The organism is Psychrobacillus sp. 05T411 (assembly GCF_056396485.1).
Genome location: NZ_JBFTLO010000009.1, coordinates 1 through 24,996, shown reverse-complemented (window position 1 = coordinate 24,996; position 24,996 = coordinate 1). Strand labels below are relative to the sequence as shown.

Below are 24,996 nucleotides of genomic sequence, written 5' to 3'. Positions count from 1 at the left end.
ATCTTATGGAATTTCTAGAATTATTAAGAGCATTAATATTAGGTTTTGTTGAGGGTATGACAGAATTTGCACCAGTTTCATCTACAGGTCATATGATTATTGTGGATGATATGTGGCTGAACACAAAAGACTTTTTAGGAGATTATTCTGCGAATACTTTTAAGATTGTCGTACAATTGGGTTCCATTTTAGCAGTAGTCGTGGTTATGTGGAAACGATTATTTAGTTTGGTAGGATTGTATAAAATAGATAGTGAGCAATCGAGTAAACAGTTCAATTTATTGCATGTAATTGTTGGAATGCTGCCTGCAGTTATTTTAGGATTCGCGCTTAAAGATTTTATTGATGATAATTTATTTGGTGTAAAAACAGTTATATTTAGCCTTATAGCTGGATCTATTTTAATGATTATTGCAGATAAGTTGGGACCGAAAAAGCCGAAAATCGTTAGTTTGGACCAAATTACATATGCACAAGCATTTAAAGTGGGCTTGGTACAATGTCTATCCTTATGGCCAGGTTTCTCGCGTTCAGGTGCAACGATTTCTGGTGGGGTATTGTTCGGGATGAGCCATAAAACAGCAGCAGATTTTACATTCATCATGGCCGTGCCAATTATGGCTGGAGCAAGTTTAGTATCTGTTATGAAAAACTGGGAACATATCAATATGGATGATATGGGATTTTATGTAGTAGGTTTTATTAGTGCGTTTGTATTTGCGCTAATATCGATTAAGTTTTTCTTAAAATTGATTTCGCACATTAAATTAATGCCATTCGCAATTTACCGTTTAATATTAGCGGCAGTTCTGGCAATTATTGTATTTACGTAATGAAAAGTGATGGACATTTTAAGGATGTCCATCTTTTTATTTGATCAAATAATTGTTAAAATGATTCTTTGGATGCAATTAATTCTTTCCTCTGTACAAGCATAAACACAATATGTTAGGCTATATAAAGAATATAAACACAATATGTAGTATGTGAACGATAATTAGGTACCATTATGGTTTAAAAGGGAATTCGATGAAATACCGAAGCTGTCCCCGCAACTGTAAGTGTAGACGACTGTTGAATTAACCACTGCGAGCAATCGTGGGAAGGACAGCAGGAGGATGAAACACGAGCCAGTAGACCTGCCTTTTTATCGTACGAAGCAACACTTTCTTCGGGGGTTGAGAGGTGGAGGCGAAGGACTCTTCTTACTCATTTCCATGGAATAGTCTTATTGTTTCCTACTTTTACATTTTGAGCGATGACTCAGCCGAAGATGGCTAGATGCATCGCTTTTTTATTTGTATTAAAAACAAGGAGGAATTTACATGACAACAATTACAAACACAACAAAACAAGAATTATTGCACCAACTAATAAAAGAATTTGGGGAAACAAACATTGCTCCATTAGTAAAAGTACATGAAAAATGGATAGTAAAACATCCGGAAGGAACAACATCCGAATGGTCCAAATCGATGTCGCTAGAAGCATTAAGCTTTTTAGACGAGCAAGAAACATACTGGACATTTGTCGCAGCCCTCATTCATTTAGCTGACATATATGAAAAGGTAGCACAAATAAGAAGCACTTCAGCAGACCGAGTATACAAAAAGTTTGCAAGCAATGTACAACTGCTTGTCACTAAAGGGCTTTATGATAAACGCATTACAGATGCTTATTCAGTCGAAGAACTACAACAATTAGCTGAAATAATCGTGCCAGAACGTGATTATTTATTCACTTATATCGGATTAAAAACATTGCTAGATCGCTATGTTGCCAAAGACTTTGATAATTCTATCGTGGAGCTTCCGCAAGAACGTTGGATGATGATTGCGATGACATTAATGAAAGATGAGAAAGAAGATCGCCTCGCAAAAATAAAAGAATCTTACTGGGCAATGAGCAATTTATATATGACGGTTGCAACACCAACCCTTTCCAATGCAGGAAAGCCTCATGGACAGCTTTCTAGTTGCTTTATCGACACGGTAGACGACAGTTTGCAAGGAATATATGACAGCAACACAGACGTTGCAACCCTTTCCAAATTCGGTGGCGGAATTGGTGTATATATGGGGAAAGTACGAAGCCGCGGTTCATCAATAAGAGGATTTGTCGGAGCATCCAGTGGTGTACTTCCTTGGATTAAACAATTAAATAACACAGCAGTAAGTGTAGATCAGCTTGGTCAGCGTCAAGGTGCGGTAGCTGTTTATCTAGATGTTTGGCATAAAGATATTTTCACATTTTTAGATTTACGTTTAAACAACGGAGATGACCGTCTTCGTGCGCACGATATTTTCACAGGTGTTTGCTTGCCGGATTTATTCATGGAAAAGGTAGATGCACGCGAGGAATGGCATTTATTTGACCCACATGAAGTTCGTCAGTTAAAAGGTTATTCATTAGAAGACTTTTATGATGAAAAACGTGGAGAAGGTTCATTTCGACAAAAGTACGAAGAATGTGTGAATGATAGTCGCTTGTCTCGTGAAACAGTACCAGCAATCGACTTGATGAAACGCATTATGCGCTCTCAACTCGAAACGGGTGTACCTTTTATGTTTTATCGTGATGAAGTGAATCGTAGCAATCCGAACAAGCATGCAGGTATGGTATACAGCAGTAATTTATGTACGGAAATTTTCCAAAACCAAAGTGCTACTACGTTTGAATCGATTCAATTAGAAGATGATGTTATCGTCACTCGCCGTAAATCAGGAGATTTCGTTGTATGTAATTTATCCTCTATTAATCTTGGACGAGCTGTTCCAGCGGATGTTTTGGAGCGGTTAATCAACATTCAAGTGCGCATGCTCGACAATGTAATCGACTTGAATATGATTCCGGTTCCACAAGCGGAGCGCACAAATGCGAGATATCGTGGAATTGGTCTTGGAACATTTGGATGGCATCACTTATTGGCTTTAAATAGTATTCGCTGGGAATCGGACGAGGCAGTGGAGTTCGCGGATAAGTTATATGAAAAAGTTGCTTTCTTAACGATTCAGGCATCTAGCGAACTTGCCAAAGAAAAAGGGGCATATCCTTTATTTGATGGATCGGATTGGCAAACGGGAGTTTACTTTGAAAAACGCGGGTACGAAAGCGAAGAGTGGAATGAACTGCGCCAAGATATAGCTGCAAATGGAATCCGTAACGGCTATTTAATGGCGGTTGCACCGAACTCATCGACGTCTATTCTAGCTGGAAGCACGGCCAGCATTGATCCGATTTTCCAAAAGTTTTACTCTGAAGAGAAGAAAGATTATAAAATTCCGGTAACAGTGCCGGATTTGAATTCGGAAACAACATGGTTTTATAAATCAGCTTATTTCATCGATCAGCATTGGACATTAAAACAAAATGCCGCACGCCAACGTCATATCGACCAAGGTGTTTCATTAAATTTATACGTGCAAAACACAATTAAAGCAAAAGAACTACTAGATTTACACTTAGATGCTTGGAACAGCGGTCTTAAAACAACCTATTATGTGCGCTCGACTTCTGTTGAATTAGTCGATTGCGACTCTTGTTCAAGCTAATGAACGCAATCGTTTGCTATTTGAGCTATAGCGGAAACACAGAGGAAGTAGCGGAATTAATAAAGGACCAGCTTGTAACAAGTGGATATGATGTGGATATGTATATGATAGGTTTCGGCACTGTGCCGGACCTATCCACATACAATCAGCTGTTTTTTGGTACATTCACATGGGATAAGGGCAGCACACCAGAAGAAATGAAAGATTTTGTCCGTGAAGTTGGCTATAAACCGGACAATGTATATGTATTTGGTTCTGGGGATACCCAATTTGGTGGAGATGATTTATTTTGCGGAGCTGTTGATAAGTTGAGGATATTTTATAACAGTACATACGAAGGATTAAAAATAGAGCAATCTCCAAGAGGCAGCCAAGAAAAGATAGTAACTAAATGGATAGAAGGAGTTTTAGAACATGGAAAAAGCAAAAACATTAGACCCTAGAAATCCTAATAAATCGACAGGAATTTTTAACGGCAAATCGAGCGGGATATTAAATTGGAACGATATCGCTTATCCACACTGGTATAAAATATATAAACGATTACTCGGAAATTACTGGCAAGCAGACGAAGTGAATATGTCGAGCGATGTAAAACAATTCCCAAATTTAACGAAGTCAGAGCAAGATGCCTATTTAAAGGTTATCGGGTTACTGGCAACCCTTGATGCTCCACAAACGAGAACAGCATTATTACTATCCTTATATGCAACAGATCCTTCCGTTCAATCTATTATGGCTGTAATCGCACAACAAGAAGCGGTGCATAACGAAAGTTACTCTTACGTTTTATCATCTGTTGTATCATTAGATCAGCAAAATAAGTCATTTGAGTTTGGAAGAACAGATGCTATTTTGTTGAAGCGAAATGAAAATATTATTAAATATTACAATGAATTTGTGGAAAACCCTACAACCGAAAATATAGTCAAAACATTAACATACACAACCTTATTAGAAGGCTTATTTTTCTATTCCGGTTTCGCATATTTCTACAATTTAGCTCGTTACAATAAAATGGTTGGTACATCAACAATGATCAGCTATATTAATCGGGATGAACTCGAGCATGGGCGTTTTATCTCCGAATTATTTAGAGCTACATTATCCGAAAATCCTGAGCTTAACAATGAAGAACTAATAGGCTGGGTTTACGACCAATTCAAAGAATCAGTCGAGCATGAAATCGAATGGTCTAATTATGTTCTAAAGGATATCGAAGGAATCGATTTAGATGATATGCAAGGCTATATCAAATATCGGGCAAATAAAATGCTACGTCTGCTAGGGCTTAATGAAATCTACCCTGACTATGTAGAAAATCCGATGAAATGGATTCGTGCATACGCCGACAATATTGATGGTACAAAAACAGACTTCTTTGAACAAAAATCCCGTCAATACGTTAAAGTGAATGCGATTGATAATGGGTTTGATGATTTGTGATTTATATTAAATTCATCTAAAGTAGAAATTTAAGTAGAGAAGAGCTAATCGTTATGAGCGACTATAGTTGGTTGCTAATGATGAAAATATTCTCTTTGTTTTTTTAGCAGCGTCTTCTCTTCTTCATCCTCTTTATTCTTCACAAAAATCCCCTATTAAAAATGGGGATTTTTTTCATGCATGTGATTTGTGTTGGAATGGGCATTTACCTTGAATTGGCTCAATATCATCCCCAATAAAGAATTGCTTCCATTCATTATGGGTTGGGTCACCGAAGTGGCCGATATCTGGATGTTTAGGCAGCTGATCCCAAACTTCTACACGTTTACGAACTTTTTCACGTGACATAATTCCACCTTTTTCAGTTCCTTCTAATCCTTCGAATATCTTGCGAGGTTGAAATCCAAGCACCATCGCATTTCCTAGGTGACGTGTCTTTCTTTTCTTATATGCAGGAGCATTTCCGAAAACGAAGATTGGCTCTCCATTAAACCGGAAGTCCCATAAATAGTGATCAGGGTCGAGAGGACTGTCTTCTGGCCATTCCACTTCATCGACTTCATGTAAATATTGAAGGATATCCCAAAATTGTTTCCGGTAATCTTCAATAGAACCTTCTTTCTCAAAAGGCTCTACAAATACAAAAAGACCGTGTCGTTTGTATTCAGGTAATTTAAATAGATCTAAAAAGCCCTCTACAGCTGCCGGTAGATTACTCCAATCGGACTGATTGATATATGCATATCGGAGCTCACCTTTCAGTTCTCCACTCATTCCAAAAAAACATGGAAACGTTTTATCTGTAACCGTCTTATGAAAAGTTTCATATTCCTTGTATAGCCAACTTGGCAAGTCCGTTCTCGTATGAAAATCATCTTTAGTTAATAAAGCCTGTTCTTTTGTAATCATACAATCGCCTCCACTTATTTTTTCACATATCTCTTATTGTCTAGTCTTTACGCTACCCTAAACTAAACTTCCTAAAACAGCGATATTCAAATAAAAAATTTTACAAATAGGTTATGGAATGAATATATAGGGAATAGAAAGGAATGAATAAAGAAACAGGAGGATGACTTAGGATGAAAATAATACAAAATCAAGCTCAAATATATTGTCAAAGCGAATATGGAACACTTCAAAAAGTCGTCTTATGTGAACCTCAATATATGGAAATTAAAGAAGTGATTAATGATGTTCAAAAGAAATATATAAACGATAATATTGACCGTTCACTCGCCGTGACACAGCATCAGATATTTCAAGATACTCTACGAAATGCCGGTGTGGAAGTGATTAAACTACAACCAAGTAAAGGATACCCAGAACAAGTTTTCACTAGAGATATTGGTTTTACGATAGGAAATCACTTATTTATTTCCGAAATGGCGAACCCGATCCGTCAAGGTGAAGAGAAGGTGTTAGCTAATTGGATGAATGAACATGATATTTCTTATAAGGAGCTTACAACACATTCAATCGAAGGTGGCGATGTAATCGTAGATGGTGATCGTATATTTATTGGAATTAGCGATCGTACATGTATGAAGGCCGTTGAAGACTTGCAAAGAGAATTACCGGATTTCGAGATTCTGCCTATTCCTTTTAACCCAAAATATTTGCATCTAGACTGTGTGTTCAATATCCTTTCCTCAAAAGATGCGTTGATTTTTCCCGACGCGCTAGATCCAAAAATCGTGGAACGTCTATCGACCATGTATCATTTAATCGAAGTGAATGAAAGGGAGCAGTTCTCAATGGGAACAAATGTATTGTCTATTGGTCAAAAGCGAGTGATTAGTTTGCCAATAAACCAGGAAGTTAATGATCAGTTGAGAAAACATGGATATCAAGTGTTGGAGATCGATTTCTCGGAAATTATTAAATCAGGTGGATCATTCCGATGTTGCTCCATGCCAATTTCTCGCCAATAAGAAAAAAGAGAGGCTGGTTGTGACGTTATTCACGGCTAGCCTCTCTAAAGATAAAATGGCAATAAGTTTGCGCAAAGACCTTCGGAAACGATACAAAACTAATTTGCATTTTTTTATATTATCAAGCAATCCACTCTAATATTTCTATGCGGTTACCAAAAGGATCATGAATATAAACGCGATTTGCACCTGGCAAATCAGTATCTACAATGTAACTAACTCCGTTTTCTGCTAAATGAGTTTTCAGCGCTTCCAAATTTTCAATTTGAAAAGCAGGATGGGCTTTTTTAGCTGGTGCAAATGGTTCTTCAATACCGATATGAATTTGATAATTTGCAAACTCGAACCAAACTCCGCCTTTTTTTCTTAATGTCTCTGGCTTTTCGATTTCTTGAAATCCAAGTATTTCACCAAAAAATTGTCTTGCAATTGCCTCTGAACCTGTAGGAGCAGCTAATTGAACATGATCGATTGATTTAAAAACAAATGACATGAAAAATCCCCCTTGTGTTGTTCTAGTTTAAGCTTAACCGAAAGTTAGTTATTTGAAAATTTTATAGTAATTATAGATTGGTATAAAAAAAACTAATGACAAATAAAATTCCCTATTAAAGGTGTTTTAAATTTCCAATATATGTTATTTATTTTGCATTAATTGGCGAAGAGCAACTAATAGGCCGGTTAGAGCAATCAATTAAGAAGTAAGAGCAACCAAATCTAGCATGAAAGCGACCAATTCAACATTAAAAGCAACTAAAAAAGTTCCCACCTCTCAACAAGGTGGAAACCATCTACATTTTCAACACTATTTTATTCACTGTATTCCGATTCCGTGCAGTAGACGCCATACCGAGCTTTCTTTCAAAAAAAGCATTAGTAAATTTGGTCTGATGATAGTTTTTCGACAAACTAATGATGATATTTCGACGTTTCCATACAATAAATTCATCGTCTACTAAACTATCCAACAATGCTTGCTGTTCATCCGAAATGTCGTACGTTAAAAACATGACATACACCTGGTCTTTCAAAAAAGTAGGATGCTCTTGTATTTCTTCTAGCTCTTCCTTCGAGCGAACGACAACTGGAATTTCAAAGCCGTACGTTTCGCGAAGCGCATTCTCCATCTGCTGAACATCATAAGTCGCATTCTCAAAAATTACATTCCCTGTTTGTATATAAGTTCGTACATTTTCATAACCCATCGCTTCAAATAATGCCTTCAATGATTTCATATCCACTTTATTTTTAGCGCCTAGATTAATCCCACGAAGTAAGGCAACAAAAGACACACTTCCCACCCCCTAGTTAATATCTACTTCTATATTAACCAAGCCATAGTCTATTCGTACAGCTTAAAACTAACATGAATAGAAACAAAATAACCAAAGCTAAATCCACTTTTCCAATCGAAATCACTCGAAAATAACTACTTCTCCGTTCACCAGTAAAACCCCTTGCTTCCATTGCAAAAGCGGCACGCTCCGCCTTCCTTACAGCACCCGCAAGCATAGGGATTAATACACGCCTGACACCAAGCAAGCGCTGCAACGCATTTTTCTCAACGCCAATTCCTCTTAGTCGATGAGCTTGCCCGATTTGTATAAATTCATCTTTCAAAACAGGGAGGAACTGATAACCGACCATCACCCCATATGCAATTTTAGGAGATAGCCTTAATTGCTGCATTAAACTTAAAATGAAGGTCACAGGATTCGTAGTCATTGCAAATAATAAAGACAAACTAGAGAATGCCAAAACGCGAAAACTCAACGAAAGTGCATGATCCAATTGTAATTCCGTAATTTGCAAATTCCAAATGGACCATACAACAGGTCCTGACTGATCTTTCGCAAATACAAGCGTAGTCCAAAAATAACCGAAAGCCGTTACAAAGAACGGCAGCATGAATAACAACCATTTCTTCCAATTAATTTTACTAAAGAAGACTTGCAGCAAAAGGACACCAATCCAAAACACTAGTGGCGTCCAGGGATCAAAGAAGAAAGCCATCGTGAACATACAAACAGTAATCGCCAAAAATTTCACAGAAGGATTCATCCTATGCAAAGCATTTTTCATGAAGCATCACCTCTTTAGGAGGGAGCAGATGATGGTTCAGCAACAATTGCACATCACTCCATACTACCTCAGCTTCCATTTTCCCAGTCAAACATCCATCATTCATTAATAAAATTGAATCCGCCAAACAATAAGCAAATTCCATATCATGTGTGATGATTAAAAATGTCGTTCCCTCACAGGCACGTTCATCGATCAATTGAAATAATTCATACAAAGCTTGTGCGTCTTGCCCAGAAGTCGGCTCATCCATTAAAATTACTTCTCGTCCGTCCGAAAGCATCGCAGCGATTGCCACCCGTCGTTTCTGCCCGTGACTAACCGCAAAAGGATGTGCATCCGAAATAGATACCAATTGCAATCGAGTCAGCAGCTCATCGACGTTATTTCCACCGCCAAATCCAACTTCCTCTCGCACCTTTTTAGTAAGAAACAAAAACTCAGGAGACTGAGGAACATACCCTAATGACTTAGGCTCTACAGTCCCGCTAGATGGAATTAGCTGACATAATGCTTTCAACAAAGTCGATTTCCCACTCCCATTTGGACCAGCAAGCACAGCAATTTCTCCGCGATTTAACGCAAAAGTGGTTTCTTGCAAAAAGGATTTTGTTTGCACTTTATTAACAACTAACGAAGCATCTTCTTGTTTACTACTTTTTCTTTTTACTAAAGCAGAAGTAACTTCGGTTTTATTCAATGAAATCGTTCTTTCAAAAAAATCTCCCCATAAATCCAGTCGATGCTCAATAGCCACTATTGTCATCGTGCGTTTTTGTTGCAATTCATCTAACCACTCTACATATTTTTTAGCCGTAAATGGGTCTAAATGGGAAAGCGGTTCATCTAACAGTAAAACTTCCGGTTCCATAATGAGTGCACATGCAGTAGCAATCCGCTGTTTTTGACCACCGGAAAGTTTTTGGATAACCGAGTGGCGAAACTCAGTTAAATCTGTCAGTGCCAACACTTCAGAAATCTTTTTTTCCATTTCCTCTCGCTTCACATGTAAGTTTTCCAATGTAAATGCAAGTTCTTCTTCAACGGTTTGCATACAAAATTGAGCATCAGGATCTTGGAAAACGGTCGCTACTCGATGATTTATTTCCCCGGGAATAAAAGAAGAGCTGTCTTTGCCAAAAAGCTTTACTGAGCCAGACAAAATACCATCGCAATTATCCGGATACAAACGATTGCACAAATAAAGCAAGGTCGTTTTCCCACATCCGCTAGGACCGGTAATCACAACTCGTTCACCGCGCTGAACGGAAAATGAAAATTCTTCAAGTATCCACTTTTCCTCATCAGGATAACGAAAGCTCACTTTGTCAAAACAAATTACATCATGCACGAGCCTCACCTTTTTTCGAACGTGCTATCGCATATCCTCGGAGGGAACCAGTTGCTAGCAATCCATCTGCTACCGCCTTACCGCCTACTCCAGCAAGTAATGCACCGCTCATTATGCGAATTCCTAGCATTAATGCTACATAGCCGGTGCTATACACAGCGAATCCACCTAAAAAGTATCCGTACACAAAACTAAATACAGAAGAACCAACACCGGCTAACATCAATACCCACAAATCAAATCGTTTATAACGAGTCGCTGCAAACACTGCTTCCGCCCCTAAACCTTGAATAACTCCTGAAAGTATTAAGCGCGGTCCAACTGCATTCCCAAGTAAAACCTCAATGGCAGCAGCAATCGTTTCTGAAACGACTGCAGCACCGGGCTTACGAATAATGTACATACAAATAATGGACACGATAAACCAAATACCGAAAATCCATTCATAGGCAATTGGACCGATAAATCCAGCCCAAATATTGCCGACATGTAAGAACAATAAATACACAATCCCAAACACGACTGCAAATAAAGACATCAATACAATTTCTTTTAGTTTCCAAGATTTCAACATATCATTGACCTCCATGCGAAGGACTATTAATACTCATCGAAACGGTCATGACTAAATGTTTATATTCTTCCGAACGAGCATGTGTAAAAGTCTCTTCGTAAAATGCAAATACATCATGAATATCCCCGTGAATACCGCTTGCATAATGCATGGATTCATTGAAAACCCCACGCTCTTTAGCACGAGCCACTTCTCGGTAAATGACATCCATATAATTCGGATTATTCATCGGATATAGAGCAAATTGAGAAGATACGTACTGCTTTGTCTTATCCGTGTTTGCTACTTCATCCGTTTTATCTAAATACGCATCCCCTGCAGTATCTCCTGGACAGCCGGCAGAAAAAGTCCCCGATAAGGCAACGTGTACGCCTGTTTTAGCCGCATGCAGTGTAAGTGCTTTTGCGACGTTAAACAGATGCACTTGTTTCCCACGAATAACTGTCGACACATCATCTGTATGCATCCAAACATTCGACGTATCCGTTTCTTGAAGTGCTCCTTTAATCACCGAAATAAAATCATTGGTCATCGGATGTAGCGAAAAACGAAATCCGACGATAGGGCTTAAACCACATTGCATAATAAAAAACCTCCCGATAAATTTTCATAAAAAAAGACCACATCCGTGAAGATGCAGCCACTTATCCAATATGAAAAATTCGGAAAGTCACCGCACTTCCTCACGCAGGTATTATCCTGATCGAGTTATAAGGGATCGGAGCAAATGCTCGCATCTCAGCCATAATGGGCACCCCTAGTGCAGAAAACGGTATGTAGTTTTTTTAAATGTGCCCCCAGTATACCCTATGAAAATTTTAATGTAAATGTAGTTGAAAAATTTCATTAACTCGTCCATGCTTAAATCATTAAGATACTTGGAGGTAAAAGCTTTGAAACAAATATTTATTACTCGTAAATTACCAGATGAAATAGTGAATCCATTAAAAGAAAAATTCGATGTGAAAATGTGGCATAGCGAAGAAATTCAAATGACCTACGATGAATTGAAAACCGAAGCAAAAGATGCACATGCTCTTTGGACAATGCTTTCAGATAGAGTAGATCGGGAATTGATGGAAAGTCTTCCTAACTTAAAAGTAGTGAGTAATTTAGCAGTTGGCTACAATAATATTGATGTAGAAGCGGCAAGAGAGCGTGGTATAGTAGTTACAAATACGCCAGGTGTATTAACCGAAACGACGGCGGATCTGACATTTGCATTACTTTTAGCAACTGCTAGACGCGTAACAGAAGCAGAGCGTGATCTTCGTGCTGGTAAGTGGAAATCATGGACGCCTATGGGACTTACTGGTATGGACGCTTTTGGTGCAACGATCGGAATTGTTGGTATGGGGCGCATCGGTGAAGCAGTAGCAAGACGTGCAAAAGGATTCGACATGAAAGTCCTATACCATAATCGCACTCGTAAAATCGAGGCGGAGGAAGAATTCGGTTTTTCGTATGTAGAACTGGATGCACTTCTGCAAGAATCAGATTTTATCGTTTTACTAACTCCTTTAACACCAGAAACAAAAGGATTGATTGGTGAACGTGAGTTAGGATTGATGAAAGAAACTGCTGCAATTATTAACGTAGCACGTGGTGGAATTATTGACGAACCAGCACTATACGAAGCATTAACGACGAATAAAATATGGGCAGCAGGACTGGATGTATTTGAAGTCGAACCAGTGCCAATGGATCATCCATTACTCACTTTACCAAACGTAACAGTGCTACCTCATATCGGAAGCGCAAGTATTCATACTCGTATGGCTATGATGCAGATGAATGCGGAGGCTATTGAAGCCGTGTTGGAGGAAAAAGAACCTGAAAATCGGGTAGTTTAACCTTAATTAATAAATGAAGTTCCAAGTTCGTAATAGAGCTTGGGATTTTTTTTATCTCATGAAATAGATAATAGAAAAATAATTGATCAAGTTAAAGAATGATACACCCCTTATATACCAAGGAATGAGCGTCCTATATTAAATATATTAAAGAAATACATTGACATATTTTCAGAATAAATATAATATTCTTTTATGAAGATATTGTATACAAAGTTAATAATGTATACAATATTTATTGTTTAGAGGATATTGTAGAAATAAAATTGTATACGCTTACAAAATGGGAAGGGGAGAGAATTCATGAACACAGAATTAATCATCAAAGATTTAGTACTAAGAGCAAGGAAAGCACAGAAGATAGCAGAGGAATTTACTCAAGAGCAGGTGGATCAATTAGCAGCAGCAATAGTTTACAAACTTTCTCGTTTGGAAATTGCCACAGAAATAGCTGAGGGATGTTTGCAAGAAACTGACATGGGGACGATAGAAGCAAAAGTTAATAAGTTAGCAAAAAAGATGCCTGCGATCTTTTATCAAATAAAGGATGTTAAAACCGTTGGAATTATTGAAAGAGATCCAGAAATGGGGATTAAAAAAGTTGCTAAACCAATTGGGGTGATTGCAGCTTTAGTACCAAGTACTAATCCAGAAGCGACCCCAGTATTTAAGGGTGTACTAAGTCTGAGAGCTAGAAATGCAATCATTTTTGCTCCACATCCCAAAAGTAAAAATACAACGAAAAAAGTTGTCGATATTATGAGAGAAGTATTAGAGAAAAACGGTGCTCCAATGGATTTGTTTATTTGTATTGAAGAACCCTCAAAGGATATGTCTCAAGAACTAATGAAACAATGTGATCTAACTATGGCTACTGGTAGTGGAGATATGGTAAAAGCAGCCTATAGCTCAGGTAAGCCTGCATATGGTGTCGGAGCTGGAAATGCAGTAGTAATAGTTGATGAAACCGCTGACATGGATGATGCATCAAATAAAATAGCTATTGGTAAAACAGGTGATAATGCCTCGGGTTGCTCAGCAGAAAACTCATTAATTATTCAAGAATCCATTTATTATGATTTTCTAGAAAAACTTAATCATGAGGGCGGTTATCTATTAAATAATGATGAAAAAGAAAAACTAAAAAATGTCATGTGGGTTGATGGTCATTTATCAAGAGATATTGTTGCAAAACCAGTTAGAAAAATTGCTGAGTTAGCTGGTATTAATATCCCAGAAAACACAAAATTTTTAATGGTTGAAGAAGAAGGTGTAGGAACAGAATATCCATTTTCAGGAGAGAAAATGTCTGTAGTTCTAACGCTTTACAAATATATTAATTTTGAGGATGGGATAGAGAAGGTTAATAGAATTACGGAGTATTCTGGATATGGCCACTCTTGTGGTATCCATTCTAACAATGTTGAGAGAATTGAGCAGTTGGCATTGCAAACAAAAACTGCAAAAGTAATTGTTAGACAACCTCATGGGGCTGCAAATAGTGGCAACTGGTTTAACGGTTTGGCAAATACATTCTCATTAGGCTGTGGAACATGGGGAGGAAATATTGTTTCAGAGAACGTAACACAAAAACATTACATGAATACAACTTGGATAGCAGAACCAATTAATAGATCTGCGGCCACTGAAGATGAGATTTTTGGAGATTTACTTACAAATGTTAAGTATTGAGTGAAGGGGAAAAAATCCATGTATAATTTCAAAATTAGACCAGAGATAAGCGAATTAAAAACTTTTGATGATTTTGTAATGCAATTTGACGTTAACAAAGAAGATACTATTTTTACTGAAAAGTTTTTATACACCAAGTACATGAAAGGAAAAGTAATGTGTAACTTTATTTTTCAGGATGACTATGGATTAGGTGAGCCGAAGGATATTGTAATTGATGAAATTCTAAAGAGTATTGAAGGGAAAGATATTCCAAGAATTATTGGAATCGGTGGGGGATCAATACTAGATATAACCAAATTGTTATGTATTGACAATGCAAGAACAACAAAAGAAATATTTGAGGATCAAATATCACTTGTAAGAAACAAAGAACTTATTTTAATACCGACTACTTGTGGTACTGGTTGTGAAGTAACTTGCGTTTCTGTAGTTGATATTACAGAGAAAAAAACCAAGATTGGAAAAAGAATAGAATCAAACTTTGCTGATCATGCAGTATTAATTGAGGAACTTCTCGATGAAATTCCAGCTGGAATATTCCTACACAGTTCGATTGATGCGCTAGTGCATGCTATGGAGATTTTTGTAGCAAGTACAACAAATCCATATAATGATATGTTCTGTAAGGAATCCATCAAAATCCTAGTGTCTAAATTTAAAATTTTAGAAGAAGAAGGGCTTGAAAAGAGATTTGATTTGATTTCTGACTTTTTAAGAGGAAGTACACTTGCAGGAATTGCATTATCGAATACACTTTGTGGAGCGGTTCACGCGTTTGCAATGCACTTTGGTAGTGTTCATAAAGTTCCGCATGGAGAGTCTAATGCCAGATTCCTAATGGGTGTTTTCAATAAATATGCGGAAATTGCTCCAAATGGAAAACTAGAAGAGCTATCTGAAATTATTGGTGAAGCATTAGGTATACCTTATACAGAGAAAAATGTTTCTTTTGAAAGATTAGAAGAGCTATTAAATAACTTGTTACCAAAAAAGAGATTAAGAGAGTATGGAATGCAAGAACAAAATATTGAATCTTATGTTGACAAAGTAATAGAAAGTCAACAACGATTACTAGTTAACAACTATGTACCGTTATCTAAAGAGGATTTAATCTCAATTTATAACAGTGTTTATTAAGAAATACATCTTTTTAAAACTAAGGAGGATTAATATGAAAAAAATAAATACTTACCTTGTTTTAAGCTTATTTGTTGGGATATTACTACTTGCAGGATGTAATTCATCAGAAGTCGAGGGAAAAGCTGTAGGATCTGATAAAGAAATCGTAATTAAATTCGGGCATGTTCTTGCGCCAACACACCCTTATCAGTTAGGTGCAGAAAAGTTTAAAGAAATTCTTGAGGCGAACTCACCGCAGCCTGTAAAAGTGGAACTGTTTCCTAGTTCGCAATTAGGAAGTGAGAGAGATTTAACTGAAGGATTACAGCTTGGAACAGTTGATATAGCTATTGCACCGGGAACTATTACATCTTTTGAACCGGCAATGGGAGTATTCGATTTACCCTATATCTTAAGTAGCAGAGAGCACGCATACAAGGTTCTTGATGGAGAAATCGGTAAAGAAATAGCATCTAAATTACCTGAAAGTAATATTAGGCTATTAGCTTATTGGGAAAATGGATTTAGACATGTTACAAATAGTAAGCATCCAGTTAATACGCCAGAAGACCTTAAAGGGCTGAAAATAAGAGTACCTGAAAATAATGTATATGTAGATACTTTTAATAGTTGGGGCGCGAATACAACCACAATGGCATTTAGTGAATTGTATACAGCTCTTCAACAAAAAACAATAGATGCACAAGAAAATCCACTTGCATTAATCTATACAAACAAATTTAATGAAGCACAAGAGTATCTTTCTTTAACTGGACATTTCTACGGTCCTGCACACCTTCTGATTTCAGAGCATACATGGAAAAAGTTCTCCCCAGAAATGCAAGAAGCTGTTCAAAAAGCAGCTGATGAGGCAAGAGACTTTGAACGCCAGTTATTAAAAGATGAAGAAGATAAGTATATCCAAGGGCTAGAAGATGCAGGTATGAAAATTAACGAAGTAAATTTAGAAGAATTCCAAAAAGCTGCGGAACCAGTTTGGGAAAAATATAAAGACCAATATGGAGATTATATTGAGAGAATTCAAAATGAAAAATAATTAAGTTTGATTGAGTAGGGGAAAAATTCTCCCCTATTCTACAAAGGGGGATGGAGCTATGAAAAAAGTATTATCAAGGATTAACAATATAGAAAATTATATTTTATTGATTACTTTTCCTCTAATGGTTATATTCGTAATGCTATCCACTGTTTTTCGATATTTCGAATTAGGGTCGTTAACTTGGGCTGAAGAGGCTTCCAGATACTTAATGATATGGTTAGCATTCGCAGGAATTGGATTAGGATTTAAAAACAATACACATCTCGGATTAAGTTTTATTGTGAAAAAGTTTAATTTTAAAGTTCAGAAGTTCTTTCATTATTTGCGTGCATTACTAATTTTAACTTTTGGACTAATTGTTACTTATTACTCAATGATTCTAGTAAATACACAGATTATGAATCCACAAATTTCTCCGGGATTAGGAATTCCAATTTGGTATGCATACGTTGCAGTTCTTTTTGGGGGAATCTTAATTATCGTTAGAACGATACAAATGTCGTTAGTTCCGTTTACGGAAAAAGTATACAGTGAGGATGTGCAATTATGACAATAGCGATACTATTCATAAGTTTAGCTGTCTTACTAATAATTAACATTCCAATCGCTGTAAGTTTAGGTCTTTCTACTATTATCGCGATTGTATTCAGTGATATTTCTGCTCCACTAACAATGATTCCGCAGAGAATGTTTACTTCAATAGATTCTTTTCCCTTTATGGCTATTCCATTCTTTATGCTTTCGGGATCAATAATGCAGACAGGGGGTATTTCAAAAAGGCTCATTAATTTCGCCAATAGTTTAGTTGGATCACTACCAGGTGGTCTTGGAATAATTACAGTTTTATCTTCAGGATTTTTTGGAGCAATTTCGGGATCCAATGCAGCAACTGTATCAGCTATAGGTAAAGTTATGATTCCGGCGATGGAAAAAGAAAAATACCCAACAGACTATGCAGCAGCAGTAGTATCGTCAGCTGGAACTTTAGGTGTAGTAGTTCCTCCTAGTGTTCCAATGATCACTTATGGAGTTATCAGTGGCGTTTCTATTGGAGCATTATTTATTGCAGGAGTTATTCCAGCAATATTAATGATTGTTGCACTTTGCTTGGTTCTTATGATTATTGCAAAAAAGAACAATATGGAGAGCAAAAGGCTTTCTTCTTCAGATGTGTGGAAGTCATTTAAAGAAGCATTTTTGTCTTTATTAATGCCAGTTATCATTTTAGGTGGAATTTATGGTGGGATTTTCACACCAACTGAAGCAGCTGCTGTATCTTGTGTATATGCCTTAATCATAACTTTCTTTGTTTATAAAGAAATTAAAATAAAAGACTTGTACCATATCATCTTAAGCTCCGGTCAAAGTACAGCAATTGTATTTTTCGTAATTGCAACCTCAAGTGCATTCTCATGGTTATTAACAGCAGAGAGAATTCCAGGAACTATTTCTTCTGCAATTCTAAGCGTGTCAGACAATGCGATTATCATTTTATTATTAATTAACGTTTTATTACTTTTATTAGGTGTTTTCCTTGAGACTAATGCGATTATTTTACTAGTAACCCCTATTCTACTACCAATAGCTGTTCAAGTAGGATTAGATCCAATCGTATTAGGGATAATTATTATAGTAAACACTTCAATTGGTATGATAACGCCACCGATGGCACTAAACATCTTTATTGCATCGGAAATTGCAAACGTTTCCATAGAGCAAATAAGTAAAAAAATTATTCCATTCTTTTTAGTTCTCGTCGTAGTGGTTTTATTGATTACATTTATTCCAGAGCTAGTTCTTTTCCTTCCTAATCTTTTGAATTAAAGTTGGCAAATTAGCTTCGATAAAGAAAAAATAATAAAAGAGGTAGTGATACTTTTGAAAGTACCAGATCAAGTTAAAATCATTGAGGTTGGACCGAGAGACGGACTACAGAATGAATCGAAGTTTGTTCAAACAGAAAATAAAATAATCCTAATTAATAAACTTGTAGAGAGTGGTTTCAAAGAAATAGAAGCTACATCATTTGTTCATCCAAAGTGGATACCAAATTTAGCAGATGCAGAAGAAGTGATGAAAGAAATTAAAAATCTTCCAGCTACTTTTTTTGCCCTTGTACCAAATGATTTTGGTTTTAAAAGAGCAATGAAAAGTGGAGTGGATGGTATTACATTTGTTATGTCAGCCACTGATTCTCATAGTAAAAAAAATTTAAATTGTACGACTAAGGATTCTCTAAAAAACTTGCAACCCCTCGTAACAGAAAGTATTAGCAATCAATTGCAATTTAGAGCATCCGTTTCAACTGCATTTGGATGTCCATTTGAAGGTAACCCTGGATTTGATAAAATTAGAGATATAGTTAGCGAATTACAAGATATTGGTTTTAAAAGAATTGGCCTTTGCGACACGATTGGAGTTGCAAATCCACTTCAGGTTCAAAATTGGATGAACAAACTAACAAAAGAGTTTAATGAGGTTGAGTTTGAATTACACTTTCATAATACATACGGAAGGGGGCTTGCGAATGTATATGCTGGGATTCAAGCAGGAATTAAGTCATTTGATAGTAGTATTGGAGGGCTTGGAGGTTGTCCATATGCACCTGGGGCAACGGGAAATATTTCAACTGAAGAATTAGCATACTTGTTGAAAGAATTAGAAATTGAAACTGAAATTAATAAAGAAAAATTAACTGAAACCTCAAATTTTCTGTATAAAGTTATTGGGAAAGATCTTGATAGTCAGATTTGGAGAGTGAATAGGCATTCTAATGTAATATAATAGGGTAAAGGTTTAAAGTGAGGGGAATTATAAATACTTCGCACTTTAATGTATATTATGTGGGGGGCATTAACTTGTTGACTTCAAATCAAACTAAAAAAAGTAGTCTATCTGAACAAGCATATTTAATAATAAAAAAACAAATTATAAACGGAAAATTATCTCCAGGTGAAAAGTTAAAAGAAACTAAACTAGCGGAAACATTAAAGATTAGTAGAACTCCTATTCGAGAAGCTTTAAAAAGATTAGAGATGGAGGGTCTTGTTTCCATTCATTCTTCACAAGGATTGGAAGTTACTAACTTTACTCCTAAAGCAATGTTCTCGCTATTTGAATGTAACTCAGTACTAGAAGGATTGGCAGCAAAAAAAGCTGCTGAAAATATTGATGATAATACTATTACATTTTTAGAAGAAACTCTTTATTTATCGGATAAATACTTTGAAGAAGGACAATTGGAAAAGGTAGTAGAAAAAAATACCGTTTTCCATGATACCATTGTTCAAGTAAGTGATAATGCTTCCTTAATCCATATGATGATTTTGATGAGGTCACAGATTTTAGCATATAGATCATTTATTAGTTCATTTTATTTCCGTGCGAGTTTTTCTGAAGAACATAAGAGTATTTTTAATGCAATCAAAAGTAAAGACGGTGAACTTTCCGAATTACTTATGAGGGAACACATTATTAAAGATTACGAAGCAATTTATTCACAATTAGGGAATTACTTTAATGAGCAAGAATAATAGTTGGTTTCATCTGTTAAAATCACTATTTGGTATTAGTAACTATGTGGCATAGAGATGCAATTTTTGACGAACCAGCACTATACGAAGCATTAACGACGAATAAAATATGGGCAGCAGGACTCGATGTATTTGAGGTCGAACCAGTGCCAATGGATCATCCGTTACTTACTTTATCAAACGTAACAGTGCTACCTCATATCGGAAGCGCAAGTATTCATACTCGTATGGCTATGATGCAGATGAATGCGGAGGCTATTGAAGCCGTGTTGGAGGAAAAAGAACCTGAAAATCGGGTAGTTTAACGAATAGGCAATCTGGAATCGAAAAATAATCGATTCCAGATTGCCTATTTTGTTTCTACTAATATAGGGCAATTTTTTATATTGTACCGAATATGGGGAAAGTGCATTGTTACGGTATCTGCTAGACTTCGTGCTTGCGGCTCATGCGGCCCGGCGCACTACAGCAAGTATATCCACTCTATCTATTCGGAGAAGATTGTTCAATATAAAATGCGTAACGTTACAGGAATTACTCGCAACATTATATGGCATTAATACAACATTCTCCTTCAAACTCGCAACATTATCGACCATTTACGCTACGTTTATAAATAATGGGTCAAATTCCCGGTCGTCTCACACCAAGTCAACTTGTTATTTTGAGGATTTGGTTGCTTTCACCAGCAATTTGGTTGCTCTCACGTTGATTTGATTGCTTTTGGAATAGAATTGGTTGCTTTCAATGACCGAATGGTTGCCCTAAGCCATTTACTGGATAAAAACATTCGAAAAACCTGTAGAAAATTTTATTTTTAGCGAGTCGATACTGAATAAGTAAGCAATTTCCATTGATTTTCGCTCCAGGCGTCGACTTCAGTGAAGGCACATCGCTTACCCGGCGGATAGCGTACGATTGTAGCGAAAATCCTAGCGGTCACCTTACGACCCATTATCCCTATTATTCGCCTCATGCCATTCATTTTTCCAATATGCTATGTTGGGGCAAAGATAGTCGCTTGCGCTTTTGTTCTTCAAAAAAAGCATTATATTCACTTTTTCATCAAAGCAACTAAAGACCTAAAATAAATGATTAAAATTTCATAAAAAATTCCACAATATATATTCTATACTACTAAAAAATTGGTTCTAACTATTCGTAATAATTAAATTAGAATAGATTTTTCAGGCTATTCTATTTGCAATGAATCTTCAAGTCTAGTAACATAAACAGTTATAAATTAGATGTTCCAATAATATGGTAATTTTGGGTGTTTAATATTTTATAAGTTTTATACGTTCAAACTTATGGAGATTGGGTATGGAAAGGGGGATAGGACTATGCGTCTAATTTAAAAAAAGAGAAAAAAGGGGTAAAAATTAATGAAGAAATTGATGTTGTTCATTTCACTCTGCTCAATTTTAGTGTTAGCTGCATGTAGTGAAGAAGCGGGTACAGACAGTATTAAGACGATTAAGTTTGCAGATGCAGGGTGGGATAGTGTTCGTGTTCATAATAGCATTGCACAGTTAATCGTTGAAGAAGGTTACGGCTATGACACAGAGGTTACAAGCGGAACGACCGCCGCTACAATGCAAGCCCTTGAAAAAGGAGACATTAATGTCAACATGGAAGTATGGACCGATAACATTAAAGAAGTCTATGAAAAAGCCATTGATAGCGGAAATATCGTAAAAGTAGCTACGAATTTTGCAGATAATTCACAAGGATTATATGTTCCAACTTACGTGATAGAAGGGGATGCAGAACGAGGTATTGAACCGATTGCACCAGATTTAAAAACGGTTCAAGACTTAGAGAAGTATCCAGATATTTTCCAAGATCCCGAAGATAATAGCAAAGGACGTATTGTCGGAGCACCATCTAGCTGGGTAGTAAGTGAACACTTGGAGACGAAACTTGAAACATATGGCCTTGACGAACAATATAACTATTTAGCACCAGGATCTGATTCGGCAATCGTTGCAGATTTAGCTGGAGCCTACAAAAAAGGAACACCGTGGGTAGGTTATTATTGGTCACCAACATGGGTTACAGCAAGCTATGATTTAACTTTACTAGAAGATAACCCGTACGACGAAACAGTTTGGGAAGAATCCAAAGGAACTGAATTCCCTCCAAACGACGTAGTCATTGCGGTTCATAAGGACTTGCCAACACAAGCAAAAGAAGTAGTTGACTTCTTAAGTAAATATTCTACAAGCAATACATTAACGGAAGAAGCATTAGATTATATGAATGCAAATGAAGCAGAACCAGACGAAGCCGCACATTGGTGGATGAAAGAGCATGAAGATATTTGGACAACTTGGGTGTCCGAAGAAGTTGCCGAAAAAGTGAAGGCTGCTTTGAAATAATGATTCATGAACGAAATAATCTAGCTAAGAAACGTGAGGTGGGTGCGACTGTTCCTTTAGTGCAGTCCATGATTTATGACAGAATTTCCTGATGTTCGAATACCAATTGGAGATGGCGTAGAAAAGTTTATCGATTTTTTAGCATTATATTTGGATGCGTTTTTTGATTTTATTTTTGTTATCTCCTCTACACTGATCAAGGGACTAGAGGCAGGTCTTCTAGCTATTCCTTGGTGGTTATTCATGATTATCATCTTTTTATTAGGATGGTATTTTACTAACTTGTACGGGGGCCTTCTTTTTTCCTTTTTCATTTTCCTAATCGGTACTTTCGATTTATGGCCGGAAACGATGACCACTATTTCGATTGTATTAATCTCCGTAGTACTATCTCTTGTAATCGGTATCCCATTAGGTATTGGGATGGCATTTAGTAAAATAATGTCTACTATTATGCGACCAATACTTGATGCCATGCAGACGATGCCAAGCTTTGTTTATTTAATTCCTGTTATATTCTTCTTCCCATTAGGGAATGTGCCCGCTGTTATTGCAACAATCATTTATGCGTTGCCTCCAGTAATCCGCTTGACGGAACTAGGAATTCGTAATGTAGATGAAGAAGTAGTCGAATCTGCACAATCGTTCGGTTCGTCAACGAGTCAAATGCTTTTGAAAGTGCAATTACCACAAGCATTGCCAACCATTATGGCGGGTATAAACCAAACAACCATGATGGCACTAGCTATGGCCGTTGTTGGATCGATGGTCGGGGCACAGGGACTCGGTGAACGAGTGCTATATGCGATTAATCGGATTGATATTTCCCTTGGTTTTGAAGCTGGTATAAGTATCGTTTTCTTAGCGATTATTATTGACCGAATTACCGGGGGAATTGCTAAACGCCTTCAGAAACATAGGAGGGATGCAACGTGACAGTCAAATTAAAACTAGAAAATGTATCGAAAATCTTCGGTCCGAGACCTAAAAAAATTATTCCAATGGTTGAAAATGGGACACCTAAAGAAGAGATTCTCGCCAAAACAGGGCATACAGTCGGTGTTTATAATGCTTCAATGGAAATTATGGAAGGCGAAACATTCGTTATTATGGGGCTTTCCGGAAGTGGGAAATCCACATTAATTCGTTGTTTAAATTTACTTAATCGCCCCACATCAGGTGCTATTTATGTCGATGGGGAAAATGTTGTAGATTATAATAAAACCCAGCTTAAATATTATCGACAGAAAAAAATCGCGATGGTATTCCAACACTTCGGCCTCTTTAGCCATCGAACCGTTCTTGAAAACATCGAATACGGACTCGAAGTGCGAGGTATGTCCAAAGCAGAGCGCCAAGAAATAGCACAAAAACATATAGAAACGGTTGGTCTAAAAGGATATGAAAACCAATATCCAGATGAGCTTTCAGGTGGTATGAGACAACGGGTAGGTATTGCAAGGGCGTTAGCAAATGACCCAGACATTTTGCTCATGGATGAACCTTTCAGTGCACTCGACCCGCTCATTCGACGAGAAATGCAGCTCGAGCTATTAGATATACAAAACCGATTGCAAAAAACAATCATTTTCATCACTCATGATGTCAACGAAGCATTCAAAATTGGCGATCGTGTAGCAGTGATGAAAAATGGGAAGGTAGAGCAAATCGGTACACCTGAAGAAATTTTAGATAAGCCAGCAAGTAATTATATTTCGGAATTCATCCGTGATATCGATCGTTCTAAAATATTGCAAGCGGAACATATCATGACAAAACCTTATGGCCTAGTATCATTGAAAGATGGTTTGAATGTGGCGACTCAAGTAATGCGGGAGAACGGTATATCCAGTGCATTTGTAACCGATCGTAAACGCCAAATACAAGGGATAGTTACGATTGACCAAGCAATTGATGGGCTGAAACAAAAAAAGACTTTACAAGAAGTAATGCTCACAGAAGTAAAAACCGTTCGACCGGATGAATATGTGCAAGATATTATTCCATACGTACTCGATTCCAAATATCCAATTGTCGTTACCGATGAAGAGTTAACGATTAAAGGAATAATTTTACGCGTGCATGTATTAGCTAGTTTGATAAGTGATAATCTAGAAGAATAAAAAGAAACTCCCGAATCTCTATTTTGAACCACCGATTCGGGAGTTTTTCTGTGCTTACGAGATTATTAAATTCTATACATGTGGATAACTTTTTACATGTAACACAAATAAGTTATGACATTTTTCGAACGAACGTAGTATGGGGATACTGCGACGTAGTGACCGCTGTGATTTTCGCTGCAGTCGTGCGCTTTCCGCCGGGTGAGCGATGAGCCATCCCCGCCGCCCTTAGGCGGACGTTGGGATGTCTCATTTGCCCACTCATCCGGCAGGAGTCGACGCCTGTAGCGAAAA

24 protein-coding genes and 2 riboswitches are annotated in these 24,996 nt (G+C 37.0%); of the genes, 17 read left to right on the top strand and 7 right to left on the bottom strand.

Annotated elements, in window-relative coordinates:
• Nucleotides 1-5: 5 nt before the first annotated feature.
• The 4 genes from AC1DFT_RS09375 to AC1DFT_RS09360 all read left to right on the top strand — a co-directional run bounded on the left by AC1DFT_RS09375 (nucleotide 6) and on the right by AC1DFT_RS09360 (nucleotide 4,997).
• Nucleotides 6-833: an undecaprenyl-diphosphate phosphatase gene (locus AC1DFT_RS09375; RefSeq protein WP_477918929.1), complete on the top strand. Its 828-nt coding sequence runs from the start codon at nucleotides 6-8 to the stop codon at nucleotides 831-833.
• Nucleotides 834-982: 149 nt separating this feature from the next.
• A riboswitch (cobalamin riboswitch) is annotated at nucleotides 983-1,161 on the top strand.
• Between the two features lie 164 nt (nucleotides 1,162-1,325).
• Nucleotides 1,326-3,551, top strand: a complete 2,226-nt coding sequence (locus tag AC1DFT_RS09370) for a ribonucleoside-diphosphate reductase subunit alpha (RefSeq protein WP_477918928.1) — start codon at nucleotides 1,326-1,328, stop codon at nucleotides 3,549-3,551.
• Complete coding sequence (locus AC1DFT_RS09365; RefSeq protein ID WP_477919050.1) at nucleotides 3,551-3,994, top strand: flavodoxin; 444 nt, start codon at nucleotides 3,551-3,553, stop codon at nucleotides 3,992-3,994. The genes AC1DFT_RS09370 and AC1DFT_RS09365 overlap by 1 nt, the downstream gene beginning before the upstream one ends.
• Complete coding sequence (locus AC1DFT_RS09360; protein WP_477918927.1) at nucleotides 3,966-4,997, top strand: ribonucleotide-diphosphate reductase subunit beta; 1,032 nt, start codon at nucleotides 3,966-3,968, stop codon at nucleotides 4,995-4,997. The genes AC1DFT_RS09365 and AC1DFT_RS09360 overlap by 29 nt, the downstream gene beginning before the upstream one ends.
• A gap of 174 nt (nucleotides 4,998-5,171) precedes the next feature.
• Here AC1DFT_RS09360 and AC1DFT_RS09355 read toward each other — a convergent pair whose 3' ends face one another.
• Complete coding sequence (locus tag AC1DFT_RS09355; protein ID WP_477918926.1) at nucleotides 5,172-5,906, bottom strand: YqcI/YcgG family protein; 735 nt, start codon at nucleotides 5,904-5,906, stop codon at nucleotides 5,172-5,174.
• Between the two features lie 173 nt (nucleotides 5,907-6,079).
• Here AC1DFT_RS09355 and AC1DFT_RS09350 point away from each other — a divergent pair, with 173 nt between their 5' ends.
• Entirely contained in the window at nucleotides 6,080-6,931 is an 852-nt protein-coding gene (locus tag AC1DFT_RS09350; RefSeq protein ID WP_477918925.1) for a dimethylarginine dimethylaminohydrolase family protein, read from the top strand.
• 121 nt (nucleotides 6,932-7,052) lie between these two features.
• Here the strand turns inward: AC1DFT_RS09350 and AC1DFT_RS09345 are convergent, their stop codons facing one another.
• The 6 genes from AC1DFT_RS09345 to AC1DFT_RS09320 form a co-directional block, all read right to left on the bottom strand.
• The gene (locus AC1DFT_RS09345; RefSeq protein ID WP_477918924.1) at nucleotides 7,053-7,424 is read right to left on the bottom strand and encodes a VOC family protein; all 372 of its coding nucleotides are present in this window, start codon (nucleotides 7,422-7,424) and stop codon (nucleotides 7,053-7,055) included.
• Between the two features lie 298 nt (nucleotides 7,425-7,722).
• On the bottom strand, nucleotides 7,723-8,223 hold the full coding sequence (locus AC1DFT_RS09340; protein ID WP_477918923.1) for a DUF1697 domain-containing protein: 501 nt from the start codon (nucleotides 8,221-8,223) through the stop codon (nucleotides 7,723-7,725).
• 34 nt (nucleotides 8,224-8,257) lie between these two features.
• Nucleotides 8,258-9,013 carry an energy-coupling factor transporter transmembrane component T family protein gene (locus tag AC1DFT_RS09335; RefSeq protein WP_477918922.1) on the bottom strand — a complete coding sequence of 252 codons (756 nt, stop codon included), beginning with the start codon at nucleotides 9,011-9,013 and terminating at the stop codon, nucleotides 8,258-8,260.
• Complete coding sequence (locus AC1DFT_RS09330; protein ID WP_477918921.1) at nucleotides 8,994-10,364, bottom strand: ABC transporter ATP-binding protein; 1,371 nt, start codon at nucleotides 10,362-10,364, stop codon at nucleotides 8,994-8,996. The genes AC1DFT_RS09335 and AC1DFT_RS09330 overlap by 20 nt, the downstream gene beginning before the upstream one ends.
• Complete coding sequence (locus tag AC1DFT_RS09325) at nucleotides 10,357-10,935, bottom strand: ECF transporter S component (RefSeq protein WP_477919049.1); 579 nt, start codon at nucleotides 10,933-10,935, stop codon at nucleotides 10,357-10,359. Before AC1DFT_RS09325 ends, AC1DFT_RS09330 begins: the two co-directional genes overlap by 8 nt.
• A gap of 4 nt (nucleotides 10,936-10,939) precedes the next feature.
• The gene (locus tag AC1DFT_RS09320; RefSeq protein WP_477918920.1) at nucleotides 10,940-11,521 is read right to left on the bottom strand and encodes a YkoF family thiamine/hydroxymethylpyrimidine-binding protein; all 582 of its coding nucleotides are present in this window, start codon (nucleotides 11,519-11,521) and stop codon (nucleotides 10,940-10,942) included.
• Nucleotides 11,522-11,601: 80 nt separating this feature from the next.
• Nucleotides 11,602-11,707: riboswitch (TPP riboswitch) on the bottom strand.
• A gap of 124 nt (nucleotides 11,708-11,831) precedes the next feature.
• Here AC1DFT_RS09320 and AC1DFT_RS09315 point away from each other — a divergent pair.
• The 12 genes from AC1DFT_RS09315 to AC1DFT_RS09260 all read left to right on the top strand — a co-directional run bounded on the left by AC1DFT_RS09315 (nucleotide 11,832) and on the right by AC1DFT_RS09260 (nucleotide 24,702).
• Nucleotides 11,832-12,791: a 2-hydroxyacid dehydrogenase gene (locus AC1DFT_RS09315; RefSeq protein WP_477918919.1), complete on the top strand. Its 960-nt coding sequence runs from the start codon at nucleotides 11,832-11,834 to the stop codon at nucleotides 12,789-12,791.
• Between the two features lie 303 nt (nucleotides 12,792-13,094).
• On the top strand, nucleotides 13,095-14,483 hold the full coding sequence (locus AC1DFT_RS09310; RefSeq protein WP_477918918.1) for an aldehyde dehydrogenase family protein: 1,389 nt from the start codon (nucleotides 13,095-13,097) through the stop codon (nucleotides 14,481-14,483).
• Nucleotides 14,484-14,501: 18 nt separating this feature from the next.
• Nucleotides 14,502-15,623 (top strand): iron-containing alcohol dehydrogenase, encoded by a 1,122-nt coding sequence (locus AC1DFT_RS09305; RefSeq protein ID WP_477918917.1) that lies wholly within the window; start codon nucleotides 14,502-14,504, stop codon nucleotides 15,621-15,623.
• A 34-nt stretch (nucleotides 15,624-15,657) separates the two neighbouring features.
• Complete coding sequence (locus AC1DFT_RS09300) at nucleotides 15,658-16,662, top strand: TRAP transporter substrate-binding protein (protein ID WP_477918916.1); 1,005 nt, start codon at nucleotides 15,658-15,660, stop codon at nucleotides 16,660-16,662.
• Between the two features lie 58 nt (nucleotides 16,663-16,720).
• The gene (locus AC1DFT_RS09295; RefSeq protein WP_477918915.1) at nucleotides 16,721-17,215 is read left to right on the top strand and encodes a TRAP transporter small permease; all 495 of its coding nucleotides are present in this window, start codon (nucleotides 16,721-16,723) and stop codon (nucleotides 17,213-17,215) included.
• Nucleotides 17,212-18,489, top strand: coding sequence for a TRAP transporter large permease (locus AC1DFT_RS09290; protein WP_477918914.1), 1,278 nt, complete (start codon nucleotides 17,212-17,214; stop codon nucleotides 18,487-18,489). Before AC1DFT_RS09295 ends, AC1DFT_RS09290 begins: the two co-directional genes overlap by 4 nt.
• Nucleotides 18,490-18,543: 54 nt before the next feature.
• Nucleotides 18,544-19,449, top strand: coding sequence for a hydroxymethylglutaryl-CoA lyase (locus tag AC1DFT_RS09285; RefSeq protein ID WP_477918913.1), 906 nt, complete (start codon nucleotides 18,544-18,546; stop codon nucleotides 19,447-19,449).
• Nucleotides 19,450-19,526: 77 nt separating this feature from the next.
• Nucleotides 19,527-20,198 carry a GntR family transcriptional regulator gene (locus tag AC1DFT_RS09280; protein WP_477918912.1) on the top strand — a complete coding sequence of 224 codons (672 nt, stop codon included), beginning with the start codon at nucleotides 19,527-19,529 and terminating at the stop codon, nucleotides 20,196-20,198.
• Nucleotides 20,199-20,242: 44 nt separating this feature from the next.
• Nucleotides 20,243-20,503 carry an NAD(P)-dependent oxidoreductase gene (locus AC1DFT_RS09275; protein ID WP_477918911.1) on the top strand — a complete coding sequence of 87 codons (261 nt, stop codon included), beginning with the start codon at nucleotides 20,243-20,245 and terminating at the stop codon, nucleotides 20,501-20,503.
• Between the two features lie 1,080 nt (nucleotides 20,504-21,583).
• Nucleotides 21,584-22,579, top strand: coding sequence for an ABC transporter substrate-binding protein (locus AC1DFT_RS09270; protein ID WP_477918910.1), 996 nt, complete (start codon nucleotides 21,584-21,586; stop codon nucleotides 22,577-22,579).
• A 75-nt stretch (nucleotides 22,580-22,654) separates the two neighbouring features.
• Nucleotides 22,655-23,515 (top strand): ABC transporter permease, encoded by an 861-nt coding sequence (locus AC1DFT_RS09265; RefSeq protein WP_477918909.1) that lies wholly within the window; start codon nucleotides 22,655-22,657, stop codon nucleotides 23,513-23,515.
• Nucleotides 23,512-24,702 carry a quaternary amine ABC transporter ATP-binding protein gene (locus AC1DFT_RS09260; RefSeq protein ID WP_477918908.1) on the top strand — a complete coding sequence of 397 codons (1,191 nt, stop codon included), beginning with the start codon at nucleotides 23,512-23,514 and terminating at the stop codon, nucleotides 24,700-24,702. Before AC1DFT_RS09265 ends, AC1DFT_RS09260 begins: the two co-directional genes overlap by 4 nt.
• Nucleotides 24,703-24,996: the final 294 nt, after the last annotated feature.